We start from the raw sequence: 18,380 nt of genomic DNA on the forward strand, positions 1-18,380 counted from the left end.
CAGCGCTAAAACTCTCAGTCGGTGGCTAGGGGTGCGGTCTTGGCCTTGAGGACACGGATCAAATCCCGAGGATCCAGACCCAGGCTGATGCCGCGCTTACCGCCGGAGACCATGATGGTGTCGAAATCCAATGCGCCCTGGTCCAACACGGTGATGTGTGCGGTGCGTTGTCCGAAGGGCGATATGCCGCCTAGAACGTATCCGCTCTCCCTCTCGGCCTGGGCCTTGTCGGCCAAGCGGGCCTTTTTGGCGCCCACGGCTGCTGCCAGATGCTTGAGGTTTAGGTGTCCGGTCACCGGAACAATGCCGATGACCCGCTCCTTGCCCGTGTCGGCCATCAGGGTCTTGTAGACTGTGCGCGGATCCAGGCCCAGTTTTTTGGCAGCTTCGATGCCGTACCCCTGGTCCATGTGGTCGGCATTGTGATGATACTCGTGGACGGTGAAGGGAACCCCTAGACGCTCCAGCTGGGCCATGGCTGGAGTCGCGGCATCCGAATCCGCTCGCTTCTTCTTGCTCATGACTCCATGCTAAGGTACTGACCGTTTAGGTTGGCTGAGGGGTGTCTTTGGCCCCATTTGCGCGGAAAGGGTAGTCCATGACCGCTGTCAATGCCTGGCTGCTCGATGCGGTGACAGGCGGCTGGGGGCTGGCCGTACTTTTTCTGGCAGCTTTTCTGGATGCGCTGATCATTCCCATACCTACGGAGCTTATGGTCCTGGCCACGGCTTCGGCCTTTCGGGCCACAGGAAGACCCTTTCCCGTCCTGGTCTTTCTGGTTTGTGCCTTGGCTTTCGTGGGCGGCGATGCCTGCACCTATGGGCTGGGACGGCTTGTCCCGTTGAATCGTCTAGCCGTCTTTCGAGGTGCCGCAGGCAAGGCTGTGACATCATGGGCCCACCGGGCGCTATTGCAGGGAGGCGGCTTCTTCACACTGGCCTCGCGGTTCGTGCCCTCGGGCCGGACCGTGGTAAATCTGACTGCCGGGGCGGCGCGGTATCCGCTGAACCGTTATTTGCCTCTGGCTGCACTGGCCGGTCTGCTCTGGTCCATCTATATGTGGACCTTGGGGTATCTGGCCGCCTCCTGGTTGGAGAACAACCCTTTGGCCGTCATGGCCATCGGCTTTCTGGTGGGCATGGTCGTCGGCCTGGTCTGCGACCTGGCCATGCGGGCGCTCACCCGGAGGCGCTGATTACACAAGGGGTCCGTCCCCCGTATAGGGAACGGACCCCGTAAACGCTATGGCCGGAAGAACCGGCCGGATGCTCAGTCGCCCAGCTTGGCGAAGTAGAGCAGGGTGCGGATCATGTTGCTGGTGAAGCCATATTCGTTGTCGTAGAAGGCAACGGTGCGGACCAGCTGGTCGTCACCGTGGGTGTTGACATCGGTCTGGGTGGGATCGAAGACGCCACCGTGGGTGTCGCCGATCACGTCGGAGGAGACAATGCCCTCGTCGTTGTAGCCGTAGTAGTCCTTGCCCTCGAAAGCCTTCTTGGCGGCGTCGTTGATCTCGTCAACGGTGACCTTCTTGTCCAGGACGCAGGTCAGCTCGGTGACGGAGCCGGAGGGAACGGCCACGCGCTGTGCATGGCCCTGCAGCTTGCCGTCAACGGAGGGAACGACCTTGCCGATGGCCTTGGCGGCACCGGTGGAGTGCTCGATGGTGTTGATGGCGGCGGCGCGGGTGTTGCGCGGCTTGTTGCCCTTGGGGCCGTCCAGCAGCATCTGGGAGCCGGTGTAGGCGTGGATGGTGGTCATGTAGCCGATGCGGATGCCGAAGTTGTCATCAAGCATCTTGACCATGGCGGCCAGGGAGCCGGTGGTGCAGGAGCCGGCGGAGATGATCTTGTCGGAGGACTTCAAGGTCTCCTCGTTGACGCCGTAGACCACGGTGGGTGTGGTGTCGTCCTTGGCGGGAGCAGAGATCAGAACCTTCTTGGCTCCGGCGTTCAAGTGGGCCTGGGACTTCTCGGCCGAGGTGTAGAAGCCGGTGCACTCCAGCACGTAGTCCACGCCGTCGTTATTGACCCAGGGGATGTTGTTGGCATCCTTCTCGGCATAGACCGGGTACTCCTTGCCGTCCACCACGATGGCGGTATCGGTGGAGGTGACCGAGACAGGGGTGCCGTCGTCGTGACGGAAGGTGCCCTGAGTACTGTCGTACTTGAGCAGATAGGCCAGAATGGCCGGGGTGGTCAGATCGTTGATGGCGGCAACCTCGATGTTGGAGGCGTCGCCGCCACGGGCCTGGAGCTCAAAGATGCGCCGGAAGGCCAGACGACCGATACGTCCGAATCCGTTGATGCCAATCTTTACTGTCATTCAATTCTCCCTTGGAGATTGGCCGTATACAGCACAAAAATTACCGGACCGTATATGGCCGATTACTGATAACATCTCATAGTTTATAGAACCCTGTGTACTTATAGCAAGCGACTACGCTGGTTGTGCCGAGGAAAAAACGAACAAAAAAAATGGTAGATTTTGTTGTTTGTTTGCGCAACAAAACGATCAGGAATTGTGAGAATTTTCGTTCGTATCGGCCAGCCAATCCTCCCACTGCTGCTGACGGAATCCGACCAGGACATGGCGGCCATCCAGCAGGATGGGACGCTTGACCAGCATGCCATCGGTGGAAAGCAGCTGCAGAGCCTGCTCCGTATCCATCTGCGGCAAGCGTTTGCTCAGCCCCTGGCTGCGATAGGCCTGACCCGAGGTATTGAAGAACCGCCGGACGGGCAGGCCGCTTATGTCCAGCCATTCGGTCAATTCTTCCTGGGTGGGGCGGTGCTCCTTGATGTCGCGCTCGGTGAAGTCCACATTGTGATCACGCAGCCAGGTGCGGGCCTTGGCGCAGGTGGAGCAGCGGCTGTAGCAGATGAAGAGCGGGTGTTCGGCTGTAGGTGCTGCCGATAGTGTGGTTGATGATTCCGCCATAGGTTTTCCTTTCCAAGTGGGATTCCAAGTCAAAAGAGGTTCAGGCCAGCCGACGGGAGGGTCGAGTCTCCAGGGAGCCTAGGTCGGCCTTGGGCTCCAGGTTGGTGCTCCAGACCGGCTCGGGCGCCGAGGTGGGGTAGGCGACGAACACTGTTCCCTGTTTCAGTGCTATGTGGGCCGGTTTACCGGGCAGGAACTCGTTGCTGACACCAGTGACCTGCCGGTTGGTCATGGTCATGCCGTCCGTCTGGTATTTGAGGCCCTGCTCAACCACACCCAGAGCCTGGTCGTCGGCCGCCAGGACGGAGACCATGGACCTGGGCGGGCAGTCCCAGGCGGGAAAGTCCAGGCTTCCAGGGCCAAGAGCTGTGACCAGCATTCTTTGGCCCCAGAGTTCGGCCCGGCCACCGCTTGCAGCAATCAGATGGATCAGGTTCAGGTTGGCTAGCGTGTGGTCCATGCGCCCGCCCAGGCCGCCATATATAAGGAATCTTCGGCAACCGTACCGCCAGCCCACCTTGACTGCGGCCAGCAGGTCCGTGTCGTCTTTCTCAGCAGGCAGGACCCGGCGGGGGATGTCTGTACGCAGCTTTTGGCTGCCAGCGGGCAGGGAGTCGAAGTCGCCCACGACCAGTTCCGGCTCGTCACCGTGCTCCAGGGCCGGCTCCAGCCCGCCGTCCGCTGCGATGACCATGGCCTGTCCGCCGCGTGCCGTCTCTTCGCCAAAGTACTGTCCTGCGCCCCAAATCCGGCAGAGCGGTGCCTGACTTGCCTGGTCCGTACGGTCCGACTGACCGTCATTCTGCATTAGGTCCTTCTTTCTGCGCTCGCCCATTGGCCGCATCCCCATCATCCCAGACCAACCAGACGGATCAGGAAGATCAGCCACCCTTGCACTAGGGCCATATAGGTCAGGGTGCCGCAGGCGATGCTGATCATCATGTTTCGCCAGCGCAGGTGGACCAGGGCTGTGACCAGCAGAGCCAGGGCCTCATAGAGTCCGTGGTCGCCTCCTGCCAGGTTGGTGTGCCTGAGCGAATAAACCACCAGCAGTCCCATGACGGCAGCGGGCAGCAGATGTCCCAGCCTGGTCACCAGGGCCGGTGGCCGACGCCCCTCCGGCCAGATTATGAAGGGTAGGAATCTGGTGGCCATGGTTCCCAGGACCACAATGCCTATGGTGATCAGTTGCTGTGCAGTGGTCATGAGGCCTTCCTTTGGCTCCGGGAGTCCAAGAGGATGAAGACGGCCAGGATGACCGCCATGGACGGGATGATGAATCGGTCGGGTCCGAAGACAAGCAGGCAGGCCAGCGAAGCCAGCAGACCGATCAGGGCCGGCACGCGGGCCTCGGCCTGCCGCCACTGCTCCAGGAAGAGCACCAGGAACATGGCAGTCAGCACGAAATCCAGCCCCCGGGTGTCGAAGTTCGCCAGGTTGCCCAGCACAGCGCCCAGGGTGGCTCCGCCCACCCAGTAGATCTGATTAAGCAGGGTGACGAAGAAGAGGTACCAGCCCTTGTCGGTTCCGGCGGGGTGAGGGTCGGCGGACTCCAGGGCGAAGGTCTCATCGCACATCCCGAAAATCAGATAGGGCTTCTTCCGGCCCGTCCCTCGAAAGACCGGCAGCATGGCCAGGCCGTAGAAGAGATGCCGTGCATTGACCATCAGGGTCAGCATCAGCGCGCCCCAGGGATTGAAGGTGGACATGAGCAGGTCCACGGTCACGAACTCCATGGATCCGGCGTAGATCAGGGCACTCATGGCCAGCGGGTAGATCACCGGGAATCCACGGCTGGTCATCAGAAAACCGTAGGAGGCTCCCAGCACCATGAATCCAGCCAAGATGGGGAGGGTCCGTGGAAAGGCTGCAGCCAGGGAGTCGAGGACGGTCCCGGAGGACTTCGCATCGTCGTCTGCCTCTTCCTGCGCTCGCTGCATGATCAACCTCCTGGCTTCGATTTGGAAATGGTCATATGATAATCGCCTCTTGCGCCGCAGGGGCAGACTGGTCGACAATGTGAGAAGGCTGTCAAGAGGCTGGAAGGGCGGAATAGGGACTCTCCGGCTCTTGTTGAACCTAACGATAGGCACCGGTACGTGAGGAGGAATCATGGACAAGAACAAGGTTTCGACCAACGACCTGGCCACGGTCGTCCTGGCTGGGGGATGCTTCTGGGGCATCGAGCGGTTCTTCCAAGAGGTGGACGGGATCATTGACACCCAGGTAGGATACGCCCAGTCCACAGTGCCCGCCCCCAGCTATGAGCAGGTATGCAGCGGTGTCACCGACGCCGTGGAGAGTGTGCGGCTGACCTATGATCCCCAAACCGTCACTTTACGGACCCTGACCCTACTTCTGTTGGATTTGATCGACCCATTCTCGGTGGATCGCCAGGGCAACGACCGGGGCAGGCAGTACCGCAGCGGCCTCTACTGGGATCCCGAGCATCGCGAGCAGGAGGAGCCCGTCTTCCGTCGCGCCTTGGAGGAGTTGGAGCGCCGGACCGGCCGTCATCCCGCTGTGCAGGTGGAGGCCCTGATCAACTTCTATCCGGCGGAGGAGTCCCACCAGGACTACCTGCTCAAAAACCCTGGCGGATACTGCCACATCCCCCTGGAGGCCATTGCCAATGCCGCTTCCCGCCAACGCTACATCGAGCGCATCTGGTCCCTGGACCCTGAAAGCTACGAGGTGACCCAGCACTCGGCCACCGAACGGCCCTTCACCAACGCCTACGACGGAGAGTTCCGTCCGGGCATCTATGTGGACGTGGTCAGCGGGCAGCCGCTCTTCTCCTCGGCCGACAAGTACGACTCGGGCTGTGGCTGGCCGGCATTTACCAAGCCCATTGACCCTCAACTGCTGGTCAATCGCAATGACTACAAGTTGCTGGGTCGGCCCCGGATCGAGGTACGGACAGCACAGACCGGCATCCATCTGGGGCATGTCTTCGACGATGGCCCGGCTGACCGTGGCGGGCAGCGCTACTGCATGAATTCCGCCGCCCTACGATTCGTGCCGCGGGACCGGATGGAGGCGGAGGGCTACGGAGATTACCTGCCCCTGGTGGATGCAGCAATATAATGACAGTTCTGCTGTCATTGGCACGTCGGAGCTTTCAGCCTATGGGGGTTCCGGCGCAGTCTACTCACAAGGTTCGTTTGTTTCCTGTTTCTGTTGCCCTCTTGGTCTATTGTGGGCTCTTGGTGAACTAATAAGGAGTCAGGCCTATGTGCGGGATTGCTGGGTTCGTCAACGACACCTCTGCCGAGGAAAAGACGGCAGTGCTTAAGCGGATGACAGATATCATCGCCCACCGTGGGCCTGACAGCGAGGGTCATTTCGTGGATGAGCGGGTGGCCTTGGGTTTTCGGCGCCTCAGCATCATCGATTTGCAGGGCGGCGACCAGCCCATCTTCAATGAGGACTCCTCCATGGCCATCACCATGAACGGGGAGATCTACAACTACCGCGAACTGCGCCGCCAACTGATCGACCTGGGCCATACTTTCTCCACCGAGTCGGACACCGAAGTCATCCTGCATGGTTACGAGCAGTGGGGCCACCAGGTTGTCAACCGTCTGCGTGGCATGTTCGCTTTTGTCATATGGGACCGTGGCCGCGGCGAGCTCTTCGGGGCCCGGGATCATTTCGGTATCAAGCCTTTTTATTACGCTCGGATGGGCGGTACTTTTATGTATGCCTCGGAGATCAAGAGTCTCCTGCAGCATCCAGATTTCCACAAGGAGCTCAACAACCAGGCCCTGCGTCCCTACATGACCTTCCAGTATTCGGCGCTCCCTGAGACTTTCTTCAAGGGCGTATTCAAACTTCCCGAGGGTCACTGGTTCACCTTTCGGGATGGAAAGATGGACATCCACCAGTATTACGATCCGGCATTTGGAGAGAGCAAGCAGAGCCTGAAGGACTTGGTCGACGCGATTGACAAGACCGTTCAGGACTCTGTCAAGGCCCACCAGGTAGCCGATGTGGAGGTGGGTTCCTTTCTCTCTTCGGGGGTGGACTCCAGCTATGTCACAGCCCTGGCGCGTCCCCGGCATACCTATTCAATCGGATTTGGCAAGGGGACCTACAACGAGTCCGACCAGGCTAGCGAACTGGCCTCCATGCTCAATCTCAACAACACCAGCGAGTCCCTGGACGGCGACCAGGCCTTCAGCTACTTCCCACAGATCCAGTGGTACATGGACGAACCTGACTCGAATCCCTCCTGCGTGCCGCTCTTCTTCCTTTCCGAGCTGGCCAGCCGAGACCTGCGCGTAGTACTGAGCGGGGAGGGCGCCGACGAGCTCTTCGCCGGTTATATAGACTACGGGGTGCATACGCGCTCGCGCATCATCAAGGATGTCACCCGCCTTCTGGGACGATTGCCCCGCAAGGCTCGGTACGCTATCGGACGCTGGGCCAAGGGCAAGCACTTCCACGGAGCCTGGCACCTGTATGCCAACCTGGCCCCTGCTGAAGAGAATTTCATCGGTCAGGCCAGGGTCTTCGGCGAGGACGAGGCCGGAAAACTGCTCAAGCCGGCCTATCGCAAGGCTCCCAGAGTCTCTGAGATCACCGGAAGGATATATGCCCGACTCAAGGGGCGCAACTTGTCCGAGATTAAGAAGAAGCAGTATCTGGACATACATCAGTGGATGCCCGGGGACATCCTACTCAAGGCCGACAAGATGACCATGGCCCACTCGGTGGAGTTGCGGGTTCCCTTGCTGGACCGCAAGCTGATGGATGTGGCCGAGAAGGTGCCTACCAGATACCTGATCACTGATCAGAACACCAAGTTCACCTTCCGCAAGGCTGCTGACCGTCATATTCCCAGAGAGTGGTCCGCCAGAGAAAAGCTGGGCTTTCCCGTGCCAATCCGGGACTGGCTGCATCAGGAGCGTTACTATCGGCTGGTCCGCAGCCTGTTCGAACAGGAGTGGGTGTCCGAGTTCTTCGACCAGGAGGCCCTGCTGCGGATGCTGGATGACAACTATGCCAAGCGCAACGATGCCCGCCGGAAGATCTGGACTGTTTACTCCTTCCTGACCTGGTATGACGTTTACTTCAACCACGACGGGGCCAAGCCAGGGTTGCTGGATCTTCATGCCTAGGGATCTGTCCTGAAGGCTGTGTTATACTATTATCCGGCTTGAGAAATCAAGAAAGCGGATGATCCCACCTGGGAGCCTTCCATGGCTTCGGGTTCGACCTGCGCCGGTAACGGCTGGCTGTCATTATGTGCGGTGCAGGCATTGGCTGTTTCGTTGCCGTACGGCTGCGAGGGTCATGTTCGAAACCTATGGGTTCTTCGCCGGGCAGTGGATGTTGTGGTATTTGAGAAGGAGTCATCATTAGCGACGAACCAAGGATTAACGACGATATACGAGTGTCTCAGGTACGCCTGATCGGGCCCAACGGCGAACAGGTGGGAATTATTGCGACCTCCGTCGCCCTCAACCTGGCCAAGGAGGCCAACCTTGACCTGGTCGAGGTTGCGCCCAAGGCCAAACCCCCGGTCGCCAAGCTCATTGATTACGGCAAGTTCAAATACAACGAGAAGATCAAGGCTCGTGAGGCGCGCCGCAACCAGAGTATGTCGGAGATCAAGGAGATCCGCTTCAGATTGAAGATCGACGACCACGACTTCGAGGTCAAGGAGGGGCACGTGCGCCGCTTCCTGTCCGCCGGAGATAAGGTCAAGGTCACCATCATGCTGCGTGGGCGCGAGCAGTCCCGGCCCATCGGTGGCGTGGAGCTCCTGCGCAAGCTGGCTGACGACGTCGCGGATCTGGGCTCCATCGAGTTCGCCCCCAAGCAGGAGGGGCGCAACATCATCATGACCCTGTCGCCCAAGGGCAAGAAGGTCCACACCCAGTCCGAGCAGCGTCGGCGGGGCGGCCAGGCCCGTGCCGAGCGCAAGGCCCGTCAGGCGGCTCATTTGGCTGCCAAGACCGACAACAATACTTCTCCCAAGCAGATGAAATCCAAGGAGGGCAGCAATGCCGAAGATGAAAAGTAACTCCGCCGCATCCAAGCGCGTCCGGACCACGGGTTCGGGCAAGCTCATGCACGCCGGGACCGGTATGCGCCACAATCTGGAGCACAAGTCGGCCAAGAAGCGTCGTCACCTGTCCACTGACGAGGTGCTCGCTCCGACCCAGTCCAAGAACATGAAGAGGATGCTGGCCCGCTGAGCGGGTGCTGTCGCGTCGAGTGAGATTTTAGAAAGCTGAGGAATATCTATGGCACGAGTCAAGCGGGCAGTCAACGCGCATAAGAAGCGTCGGGTCGTCCTGGAGCGGGCGTCAGGCTACCGTGGCCAGCGCTCCCGTCTCTACCGCAAGGCCAAGGAGCAGCTGCTCCATTCATATACATACAACTTCCGGGACCGCAAGGCCCGCAAGGGTGACTTCCGCAAGCTGTGGATCCAGCGCATCAACGCCGGATGCCGCGCCCAGGGAATCACATACAACCGCTTCATTCAAGGGCTGCGCCTGGCCGGGATCGAATTGGATCGCCGCGCTCTGGCCGACCTGGTCGTCAACGACATCGACACCTTCAACGCCATCGTGGCTGAGGCCAAGAAGGCCCTGCCTGCCGATGTGAACGCTCCGGTCACTGCTTGATCAGCGGATCTGGATACCGTATTTCAAGAACCTCGTCTTTGGCGGGGTTCTTTGCATATTTGACCATTTATCAGCGGGACGGTAAGTTGATTGACGACAATGATGCCGGGAGCCGCCATGAACGATGATCACAGCGTAGTCGAGTCGGCTGTCTCGGCAGAATCAGCAGTTCAAGCCAGTCCATCTCGCGGCAGCGGTAGATCCAAGCTAACCAAAATCAATCAGTCGCGCCCCATCCTTCGGTCGCGCATCTTTCTCTATGTAACGGAGTTTTTCTCGGGGATGGCCGTTATGGCCGCTGAGCTGGGGGCCTCCCGCCTGCTGGCTCCTTACTTCTCGTCTTCTCAGATTGTATGGACCATCATCATCGGGACCATCATGATCGCCCTGGCCCTGGGTGCCGTCGTCGGCGGCCGCTGGGCTGACCGGAACCCTGACCCGGACAGGCTCTACCTGAGCATTATGGCCGCGGCCGTCTGGATCGCCCTGATTCCTTTGGTCGGCAAGTATCTGATCATTCTGATTTCGGGACTGCTGATCGTGGCCGTCTCTACCAACTTCCTGGTCCTGGCGGCCTTTATCTCCTGCCTGATCATCTTTGTTCCGCCCCTCTTCCTCCTGGGCACCATCACACCGGGCCTGGTCAAGAGCGCCACCGACTCCCTGGACGATAACGCTTCGGTGGTCGGCCGGCTCAGCGCCTGCAATACCGTGGGATCCATCCTGGGCACCTTCCTGCCCACCTTTGTGACCATCCCTGCCGTGGGGACCTTCGTTACCTTTCTGATCTTCTCAGGGATATTGCTTCTGGTGGCCTTGGTCTATTTTCTTTCCTCCCATGCGCACCGCCTGGCCTGCCTGATCGCCACTGTGGCCTTTGTAGTCTCAGCTGCCCTCTCGCCAATGACGGGATTCGCATTCTGGGAGAAGGGCCTGGCCTATGAGGGCGAGTCCATCTACAACTATCTGCAGGTCAAAACCCTGGCGGATAGAACCATCCTTTCCACCAACGTTCTCTTCGGCGTCCAGTCGGTGACTATGAAGCATCCCGGGATGACCGGCATGTACTACGACACGGCTCTGGCAGCACCGCTCATGGCCGATCAGTCCCGCTCGGCTCTGATCCTGGGCATGGGGACCGGGACCTATGCCCGGCAACTGAGGCGGTACTATCCACGGATGGCCATCCAGGGGGTGGAGATTGACCAGGCCATCAGCAACCTGGCCATCAAGTATTTTGATCAGCCCTCCGATATTCAGGTTTCCACCTACGACGGCCGAGCCTGGCTGGCGGCCAACAGCCAGCACTACGACCTGATTATGGTCGATGCTTACCAGGACATCACCATACCCTTCCAGATGAGTTCCACCGAGTTCTTCACCCTGGTTAGGAACCACCTGAATCCGGGCGGGGTCATGGTGGTCAACATGAACATGATCGACGACGGTCAGGGGTCCATCAATGCGGCCCTGACCAATACCATCACCAGGGTCTTCGGCTCCGATGCCATCCTGACGGCCGATGTGCCCCAGACCACCAACCGCGAGCTCTTTGCACGTCGCCTTGTTTCCGCAGATTTCTCGGAAGCGGGAGGGGATAAGAGGAAGGCTATGAGGGACTATCCGGCCTCCGAACTACTGGCGGAGGAGGCAGCCAGGGTCAGCCCTGATCCGGACCTGTCCGAGATGATGGAGCAGGTCAGCTCCCGCCTGAGCACGGTTGGGGATATAAATGGGAGGGTATTGACTGATGACAATGCGCCAGTGGAGCTGCTGGGCATGCACGCTATTGACGGAATCATCAGCAGGGAGGCCGGCCCCTATCGACGGATTCTTCAGCAAGAAGGGATTCAAGGGCTGATTCGGGAAGTCTCTTGAGCGTTCGCTCCAATCCACAACGCGTTAGAATATGCTCTAAAGACCAGTACTGATGAAGAGAACCGGAGGTTAAGCGGTAGTGGACGGTGATCATCAGGAGGGGCTGACCGCTCTGCTGGATCAGTTCCTGGCCTACACTGGTCTGGAGCGGGGTCTTGCCCCCGCCACGGTCAAGGCTTATAAGTCCGATCTGAACATGTACATTCACTGGCTGTCCGCTAGAGGCATCACCAGCGTGGAGCAGATTCAAACCGCCGATGTGGAGGGCTTTCTGGCCAATCTGGCCGATGAGAGCTCAGCCAGCCGCTCACGGAGGATGGCCGCTGTCCATGAGTGGCACCGGTTCGCCCTCAAGCAGGGGGTGACCGACCAGGATGTCTCTCGTACCGTCAAGGCTCCCAAGGGCACCTCGGCCCTGCCCGATGTGCTGGACGTGGACCAGGTGACCCGGCTGTTGGATGTGGCCGCAATGGGCGGGTCCAAGGATCCTGTGGTCCTGCGGGACAAGGCCCTGCTGGAATTCATGTACGCCACAGGCTGCCGGGTCTCGGAGGCTGTGGGGACCGATCTGGAGGACATGGACCTTAACGAGCGGGTGGTCCGTCTGACCGGCAAGGGCGACAAGCAGCGTCTGGTGCCCATGGGCTCCTACGCCTGCCGGGCCATGCAGACTTACTTGAATCTGGGGCGGTCCAGCCTGTGTAATCGGGCCACCAAGGGCAGGGAGCTGCGGGCCGTCTTCCTTAACAAGCGGGGCAAGCGGCTGACCAGGCAGACGGTCTGGCAGGTGGTCAGGGATGCCGGACGCCGGGCGGGACTGAACAGGCCCCTGCACCCCCACACCCTGCGGCACTCCTTCGCCACTCATCTGCTGGAGGGAGGCGCCGATGTGCGTTCCGTCCAGGAGCTGCTGGGCCATGCCTCGGTCACCACGACACAGATCTACACACACGTCAGCCCGCAGGCCCTGATGGAGACCTACCAGACGGCCCATCCCCGCGCTCGCTGACCCGCCAACCCGCGAATGCGGTCGGAAACTTGATAGGGTAGAGGCATGCCTACGGATTTGTTAGGGCGCGAGTATGAGACGTTCGCTGCCCCGGAGCCTTTGAAACAGCACGGCCCGGCCCGTGTCCTCGCCATGTGCAACCAGAAGGGCGGCGTGGGCAAGACCACATCATCCATCAACATCGCCGGGGCCATGTGCCAGTATGGGCGACGGGTGCTGATCGTGGACTTCGACCCCCAGGGCGCGGCCACCGTGGGTCTGGGCATCAATGCCAACAGTGTGGACAACACCATTTACACCGCCATGTTCGACACCTCCCTGGATGTTCACGAGGTGGTCAGGCACACCCGTTTTGACGGTCTGGACATCATCCCGGCCAACATCGATCTGTCGGCCGCTGAGATTCAGTTGGTCACCGAGGTCGGCCGGGAGCAGGCCCTGGCGGCAACCATCCGGCCCCTGCGGCAGGAGTATGACGCCATCATCATCGACTGCCAGCCCTCGCTCGGTCTGCTGACCGTCAACGCGCTGACTGCCGCGGACGGGGTCATCATCCCTGTGGCGGCCGAGTTCTTCGCCCTGCGCGGCGTGGCCCTGCTCATGCAATCCATAGAGAAGGTCCGCAGCCGCATCAACCCCGACCTGCAGGTTTACGGAGTGCTGGTCACCATGTACACCAAGACCCTGCATTCGGACGAGGTGCTTCAGCGCATCTACGAGGCCTTCAAGGGCAAGGTCCTGCACTCCATCATCAGCCGGTCCATCAAGTTGCCCGACGCCACGGTGGCCGGCGAGCCCATCACCATGTTCGCTCCCGAGCACAAGACCGCCAAGGAGTATCGGGAGGTCGCCCGGGAGCTGATCGCCCGCGGCATCGTGGCGTGAGCGGATCAGCGGACGGCTTCGCCGTCGACCTGGATGTCTACCAGGGGCCCTTCGACCTGCTGCTGGGCATGCTGGCCAACCGAAAGCTCTCCCTGACGGAGGTATCCCTGGCCTCCATCACCGGGGAATTTCTGGACTATGTGCGCACCCTGGACTTCAGTCAGGGGTTGGACCAGGCCAGTGCCTTCCTGGACGTGGCCTCGGTGCTGGTGGAGGCCAAGAGCGCCGCCCTCCTGCCTGTGGAGGACGAGTCCATGCGCGACCAGGCCTCCATGGACGCCCTTCGGGAGCGTGATCTGCTCTTCGCCAGGCTGCTGCAGTACCGGGCCTTCAAGCAGGCGGGACAGGACTTTCGAGCCAGGTTGGCCGCCAACTCGGGCCGCTACGCGCATCCCGGCCATCTGGAGCCCCAGCTGACCCACCTGCTGCCTGATCTGGTCTGGACTCTGAAGCCGGAGGATCTGGCCCTGCTCTGCGCCAATGCCCTGGTCAACGCTCCGGCCTCAGAGGTACGTCTGGACCAGTTGCACGTGCCCCTGGTCGACCTGAACAAGGAGGCCGACCAGGTTCGCCGGGCCCTGCTGGCACGGCCCGGTCAGCCGGTGGCCTTCGCCGATCTGGTCGCCTCATCCAAGGGCCGGGCGCAGGTGGTGGCCCGATTCCTGGCCGTTCTGATCTTCTTCAGGCAGGAACTGATCCAGTATCGTCAGGATGGTCCATACCAGCCGCTCTACCTGCGCTGGATAGGGCCGACCCAGGAGCCGGAAACGGCCTTGATCAGTGAGGGGGACTTCGCATGAGCCAATCCTCGGCTCCCGACACCCGTCCCGAATATGTGGACTTCGACGTGCAGGACTTTCCCGGTGGACTGACCGCCTGCCTGGAGGCCATTCTGGTGGCCACGGACCGGCCGCTGACTGCAGAGGACTTCTCCCGGGTGCTGGCCGTGGACCCGGCACCGGTCAATGCCGCCCTGGAATCGCTGGCCGAGTCCTATGGCGACCGAGGATTCGAACTGCGTCGGACCGCCCGGGGCTGGCAACTGACCAGCCGGGCCGCCTACCAGCCCGTTGTGGCGGCCTTCGTCAAGGACGGTCAGACGGCACGGCTCTCCCAGGCGGCCCTGGAGGCCCTGGCCATCGTGGCCTACCGCCAGCCCATGACCCGTGCCCAGGTGGGTCAGATTCGCGGGGTCAACTCAGATGGGGTCATCCGGGCTCTGTTGGTGCGCGGCTTGGTTCGTGAGGAAGGCCTGGACGAGCAAACCCACGCCGCGCTGCTGGTTACCACCGACCTTTTCCTTGAACGGATGGGCCTGCAGTCCTTGGAGGATCTGCCCTCACTTGCCCCCTTTCTGCCCGATGAGGACTCGGCTCTGGCCCAAGCCCGCCAGGAGCTGTATGGGCAACCCGAATCCCCGGATCTTGCCCATGGTTCGTCCCAGGGCGAGGAGGAGTGAACGCCTGTCACACAAGGCGGTTACACTTGTCTCTGTTTGTCCAATTCCTGGACCACGCCAGCCGGCAGCTAGGCCGGTGGGGGCATGGATAGCATTCACGAGAATGAGGTTTTGATGGCGGTACGCGGCGATATACGAAATGTGGCGATTGTGGCACACGTTGACCACGGCAAGACCACCCTGGTCAACGCCATGCTGCAGCAGTCGCACGTCTTCTCCGAGCGGGAGGAGGTGCCCGACCGGGTCATGGACTCCAACGACCTTGAGAAGGAGAAGGGCATCACCATCCTGGCCAAGAACACCGCCGTCAAGTACACAGGCCCCCTGGCAGCCAAGCTGGGCGAGCCCGACGGCATCACTATCAATGTGGTGGACACCCCCGGCCACGCCGACTTCGGCGGTGAGGTGGAGCGCGGCATCTCCATGGTCGATGGCGTGGTTCTGCTGGTGGACGCTTCCGAGGGGCCCCTGCCCCAGACCCGCTTCGTTCTGCGCAAGGCCCTGGAGGCCAAGCTGCCCGTCATCCTGGTCATCAACAAGACCGACCGTCCCGATGCCCGCATCTCCGAGGTGGTCTCAGAATCCACCGATCTGCTCCTGGGTCTGGCCCAAGACGTGAGCGAGGAGGGAGTGGACCTGGATCTGGATTCCCTCCTGGACCTGCCGGTCATCTACTGCGCAGCCAAGGCCGGCAAGGCCTCTGTGAACCAGCCTGCCGACGGTGCTGTGCCCGACAACGACGACCTGGAGCCCCTCTTCGAGGCTATCCTGAACAACATCCCCGCCCCGGAGTATGAGGAGGGCGCCCCCCTGCAGGCCCATGTGACCAACATTGACGCGTCCGACTACTTGGGCCGGCTGGGTCTGGTGCGCATCTATAACGGCACCCTGACCAAGGGTCGCCAGTACGGTCTGTCGCGCGTTGATGGATCCATCGAAAACTTCAAGCTGACCGAGATCCTGCGGACCAAGGGCCTGCAGCGCTCCCCAGTGGATGAGGCCGGCCCCGGCGACATCGTGGCTGTGGCCGGTGTTGAGGACATCATGATCGGCGAGACCATCGTCGACCAGGACGATCCCCGCCCCCTGCCTCTGATTCACGTTGACGACCCGGCCGTTTCCATGACCTTTGGCACCAACGACTCGCCACTGGCTGGCACCGAGGGCAAGGACCACAAGCTGACCGCCCGCATGCTCAAGGACCGTCTGGACCGCGAGCTGATCGGCAACGTCTCCATCAAGGTGCTGCCCACCGATCGGCCCGATGCCTGGGAGGTTCAGGGTCGTGGCGAGCTGGCCCTGGCCATCCTGGCTGAGCAGATGCGCCGCGAGGGCTACGAGCTGACCGTAGGCCGTCCCCAGGTAGTTACCAAAACCGTGGACGGCAAGGTTCAGGAGCCCATGGAGTCCGACACCATCGACGTGCCCGAGGAGTACATGGGCGCAGTTACCCAGCTCATGGCCGATCGTAAGGGCCGCATGGAGACCATGACCAACCATGGCTCCGGCTGGGTCAGGATGCAGTTCACCGTGCCATCCCGTGGCCTCCTGGGCTTCCGTACCGCCCTGCTGACTGCCACCCGTGGCACTGGCATCTCCTCGTCGATCTCTGCCGGCTACGCTCCCTGGGCAGGCGACATCAAGACCCGGCAGAACGGATCCATGGTCTCCGACCGCTCCGGCAAGGCCAGCCCCTACGCCATGCAGAAGCTCCAGGCCCGGGGTGAGTTCTTCGTCAAGCCCCAGTCGCCCGTCTACGAGGGGCAGATCGTGGGCATCAACAACAAGCCCGGCGACCTGGACATCAACATCACCCTGGAGAAGCACATGACCAACATGCGTTCCTCCACCGCCGACGTGCTGGAGACCTTGACCCCGCCCATTGACATGAGCCTGGAGGAGTCCCTGGACTTCGCCAACGATGACGAGTGCGTGGAGGTGACCCCCGAGTCCATCCGCGTGCGCAAGATCATCCTGGACAGGGATGCCTGGTACAAGTGGAACGCCCGTCAGCGCAGGGCCAACAAGAAGTAAGCCTTCTCTCACAATCAGAACAGTGCGACTCGGCCGCCCCATGGTGACCGGGTCGGACTAGTCTTGAACCCATGAAGTCTCAGGTTTCCAAATCCAATGACCAGGATCCTTCCCATTTGGCGGAGGAGTCTGGTCAGACAAGTCCCTTCCGTTGCTTGCTGGGCCTGCCTATTGGCCTGGCGGTGGGCGTGCTGGGAACCCTAGTCCAGCGCTCCGGGGCCGCTCAGGGTCTGCCTTGGGGGATGGCCTTGGCTTATCTGCTGGTGGCTTTGGCCGCCTGGTGGGTCCGCAGCGACAGCGGCACCATGGGTCTGGCCCTGCATTTGGTAGCATCGACGGTCGTGGTTTGGTTGCTCTCCATGCGGGGGCCGGGTGGCGATGTGCTCATGCCCTATGCCAACTTCCCTACGTTCTTTGCCAAGTATGCGGTCTTTCTCTGGATGGGCGGGCTGGTCCTGATCCAGACCCTGGCCATTTGCTTGCCTGCCTCCTGGTTTGCTGACGGCCCCCTGCGTCGTCAGGAGCGATCCGCATGAGCCAGGTTCTATCAGGAACTTCGTTAACTCTGCCCGACCGAATACCCTTGCACTTCCTGGGACCCGAGGGGACCTTCACCCACCAGGCTGCCCTTGAGGCCGCCAACCTCATGGAGACAAGGCTGGACTGCCAAGCGGATCTGAGGCCCTGCCCGGATGCGGCTGCCATTGTGGCTGCAGTCGAGGAGGGCCGAGGCTGGGGCGTACTGGCCTGGGAGAACAACGTAGAGGGCCATGTGGTGCCCAACATGGATGCCCTGATCGACACCCAATCGGTATCGGGCTTCGGCATGGTCCGCCTGCCTATCGTTTTCGACGCATTCGTCCAGGCTGACCATGGCCCCCTGGTCCAAGTCGACGCTCACCCTCATGGGCTGGCCCAGTGCAAGGGCTTCATCAAAGAGACAGGCCTCACTCCGGTGACAGCCAACTCCAACGCTGCGGCCTGCCGTGATCTGGGCCCGGATCAGGTGGCTCTGGGTCCGCGCATCTGTGGGAGCCTCTACGGACTGGAGACTTACCGGCGGGAGGTGCAGGACTATCAGGGGGCTCGCACCGACTTCCTTCTGCTGGCTCCCCGGAACCAGGCCGCCGAGCTGGCACGCCGCCTGGCGCCAGGCGGTGATTTCGAGTCCATCGTCACCTTTATTCCCCTGAATACCGGGCCGGGCGTGCTGGCCAACCTGCTGGACCGTCTGCGCGATGCGGGCCTAAACATGACCTCATTCATGTCCCGGCCCATCAAGGGGCACGACGGGACCTACAGCTTCGTTGCCAGCATCGACGCCGCACCATGGCAGAAGGGTCTGCATCAGGTGCTGGCTGACCTGCTGGACAGGGGGGACTGGCTCAAGACGCTGGCGGTCCATCCGCGCACCCCGCATCCAGCGCCCCCTATCCGTGAATGGATGCTGCCCAGGGCGGGGGCCTTCCGGGGTGAGGACCCCGATTCCGAGACGATTAGTAAGGAGTTGTTATGGTAGATGAATCCGCCCCCTTCC

20 protein-coding genes are annotated in these 18,380 nt (G+C 61.3%); 14 read left to right on the forward strand and 6 right to left on the reverse strand.

What is annotated here, in order from left to right; genetic code table 11:
• Positions 1 to 14: 14 nt before the first annotated feature.
• Entirely contained in the window at positions 15 to 521 is a 507-nt protein-coding gene (gene ybaK / locus DKK74_RS02820; protein ID WP_110412648.1) for a Cys-tRNA(Pro) deacylase, read from the reverse strand.
• Positions 522 to 598: 77 nt separating this feature from the next.
• On the opposite strand from ybaK, the gene DKK74_RS02825 reads away from it, so the two are divergent.
• Positions 599 to 1,195 carry a DedA family protein gene (locus tag DKK74_RS02825; RefSeq protein WP_110412649.1) on the forward strand — a complete coding sequence of 199 codons (597 nt, stop codon included), beginning with the start codon at positions 599 to 601 and terminating at the stop codon, positions 1,193 to 1,195.
• A gap of 74 nt (positions 1,196 to 1,269) precedes the next feature.
• On the opposite strand, the gene gap is transcribed toward DKK74_RS02825, so the two are convergent.
• The 5 genes from gap to DKK74_RS02850 form a co-directional block, all read right to left on the reverse strand.
• The gene (gene gap / locus DKK74_RS02830; RefSeq protein WP_110412650.1) at positions 1,270 to 2,325 is read right to left on the reverse strand and encodes a type I glyceraldehyde-3-phosphate dehydrogenase; all 1,056 of its coding nucleotides are present in this window, start codon (positions 2,323 to 2,325) and stop codon (positions 1,270 to 1,272) included.
• 189 nt (positions 2,326 to 2,514) lie between these two features.
• Positions 2,515 to 2,940: an arsenate reductase family protein gene (locus DKK74_RS02835; protein WP_110412651.1), complete on the reverse strand. Its 426-nt coding sequence runs from the start codon at positions 2,938 to 2,940 to the stop codon at positions 2,515 to 2,517.
• A 40-nt stretch (positions 2,941 to 2,980) separates the two neighbouring features.
• Entirely contained in the window at positions 2,981 to 3,775 is a 795-nt protein-coding gene (locus DKK74_RS02840) for a thiamine diphosphokinase (RefSeq protein WP_181414883.1), read from the reverse strand.
• Positions 3,776 to 3,789: 14 nt separating this feature from the next.
• Positions 3,790 to 4,146: a branched-chain amino acid transporter permease gene (locus DKK74_RS02845; protein ID WP_110412653.1), complete on the reverse strand. Its 357-nt coding sequence runs from the start codon at positions 4,144 to 4,146 to the stop codon at positions 3,790 to 3,792.
• Complete coding sequence (locus DKK74_RS02850) at positions 4,143 to 4,880, reverse strand: AzlC family ABC transporter permease (RefSeq protein ID WP_110412654.1); 738 nt, start codon at positions 4,878 to 4,880, stop codon at positions 4,143 to 4,145. Before DKK74_RS02850 ends, DKK74_RS02845 begins: the two co-directional genes overlap by 4 nt.
• Before the next feature lie 172 nt (positions 4,881 to 5,052).
• Between DKK74_RS02850 and msrB the strand changes: the two genes are divergently transcribed.
• The 13 genes from msrB (at position 5,053) to DKK74_RS02915 (ending at position 18,362) form a co-directional block, all read left to right on the forward strand.
• Complete coding sequence (gene msrB / locus DKK74_RS02855) at positions 5,053 to 6,027, forward strand: peptide-methionine (R)-S-oxide reductase MsrB (RefSeq protein ID WP_110412655.1); 975 nt, start codon at positions 5,053 to 5,055, stop codon at positions 6,025 to 6,027.
• Between the two features lie 146 nt (positions 6,028 to 6,173).
• Positions 6,174 to 8,063 (forward strand): asparagine synthase (glutamine-hydrolyzing), encoded by a 1,890-nt coding sequence (gene asnB, locus DKK74_RS02860; RefSeq protein ID WP_110412656.1) that lies wholly within the window; start codon positions 6,174 to 6,176, stop codon positions 8,061 to 8,063.
• Between the two features lie 236 nt (positions 8,064 to 8,299).
• Positions 8,300 to 8,971, forward strand: coding sequence for a translation initiation factor IF-3 (infC, locus tag DKK74_RS02865; RefSeq protein ID WP_110412657.1), 672 nt, complete (start codon positions 8,300 to 8,302; stop codon positions 8,969 to 8,971).
• The gene (rpmI, locus tag DKK74_RS02870; protein WP_015021617.1) at positions 8,952 to 9,146 is read left to right on the forward strand and encodes a 50S ribosomal protein L35; all 195 of its coding nucleotides are present in this window, start codon (positions 8,952 to 8,954) and stop codon (positions 9,144 to 9,146) included. The genes infC and rpmI overlap by 20 nt, the downstream gene beginning before the upstream one ends.
• A gap of 48 nt (positions 9,147 to 9,194) precedes the next feature.
• Entirely contained in the window at positions 9,195 to 9,578 is a 384-nt protein-coding gene (gene rplT / locus DKK74_RS02875; protein ID WP_110412658.1) for a 50S ribosomal protein L20, read from the forward strand.
• A 117-nt stretch (positions 9,579 to 9,695) separates the two neighbouring features.
• Entirely contained in the window at positions 9,696 to 11,456 is a 1,761-nt protein-coding gene (locus DKK74_RS02880; protein WP_258334421.1) for a spermidine synthase, read from the forward strand.
• 79 nt (positions 11,457 to 11,535) lie between these two features.
• A complete protein-coding gene (gene xerD / locus DKK74_RS02885) occupies positions 11,536 to 12,465 on the forward strand; it encodes a site-specific tyrosine recombinase XerD (protein WP_110412659.1) in 930 nt (309 codons plus the stop codon).
• Positions 12,466 to 12,510: 45 nt separating this feature from the next.
• Positions 12,511 to 13,350 (forward strand): ParA family protein, encoded by an 840-nt coding sequence (locus tag DKK74_RS02890; RefSeq protein ID WP_110412660.1) that lies wholly within the window; start codon positions 12,511 to 12,513, stop codon positions 13,348 to 13,350.
• The gene (locus tag DKK74_RS02895) at positions 13,347 to 14,150 is read left to right on the forward strand and encodes a segregation and condensation protein A (protein ID WP_110412661.1); all 804 of its coding nucleotides are present in this window, start codon (positions 13,347 to 13,349) and stop codon (positions 14,148 to 14,150) included. Before DKK74_RS02890 ends, DKK74_RS02895 begins: the two co-directional genes overlap by 4 nt.
• Positions 14,147 to 14,809: an SMC-Scp complex subunit ScpB gene (gene scpB / locus DKK74_RS02900; protein WP_110412662.1), complete on the forward strand. Its 663-nt coding sequence runs from the start codon at positions 14,147 to 14,149 to the stop codon at positions 14,807 to 14,809. The genes DKK74_RS02895 and scpB overlap by 4 nt, the downstream gene beginning before the upstream one ends.
• A 114-nt stretch (positions 14,810 to 14,923) precedes the next feature.
• Positions 14,924 to 16,843 (forward strand): translational GTPase TypA, encoded by a 1,920-nt coding sequence (typA, locus tag DKK74_RS02905; protein ID WP_110412846.1) that lies wholly within the window; start codon positions 14,924 to 14,926, stop codon positions 16,841 to 16,843.
• A 116-nt stretch (positions 16,844 to 16,959) separates the two neighbouring features.
• The gene (locus DKK74_RS02910) at positions 16,960 to 17,379 is read left to right on the forward strand and encodes an alcohol dehydrogenase (RefSeq protein WP_181414884.1); all 420 of its coding nucleotides are present in this window, start codon (positions 16,960 to 16,962) and stop codon (positions 17,377 to 17,379) included.
• Entirely contained in the window at positions 17,376 to 18,362 is a 987-nt protein-coding gene (locus tag DKK74_RS02915; RefSeq protein ID WP_110412664.1) for a prephenate dehydratase domain-containing protein, read from the forward strand. The genes DKK74_RS02910 and DKK74_RS02915 overlap by 4 nt, the downstream gene beginning before the upstream one ends.
• Positions 18,363 to 18,380: the final 18 nt, after the last annotated feature.

Origin of the sequence: Bifidobacterium asteroides, from assembly GCF_003202755.1 — a bacterium.
Taxonomy (GTDB): domain Bacteria; phylum Actinomycetota; class Actinomycetes; order Actinomycetales; family Bifidobacteriaceae; genus Bombiscardovia; species Bombiscardovia asteroides_F.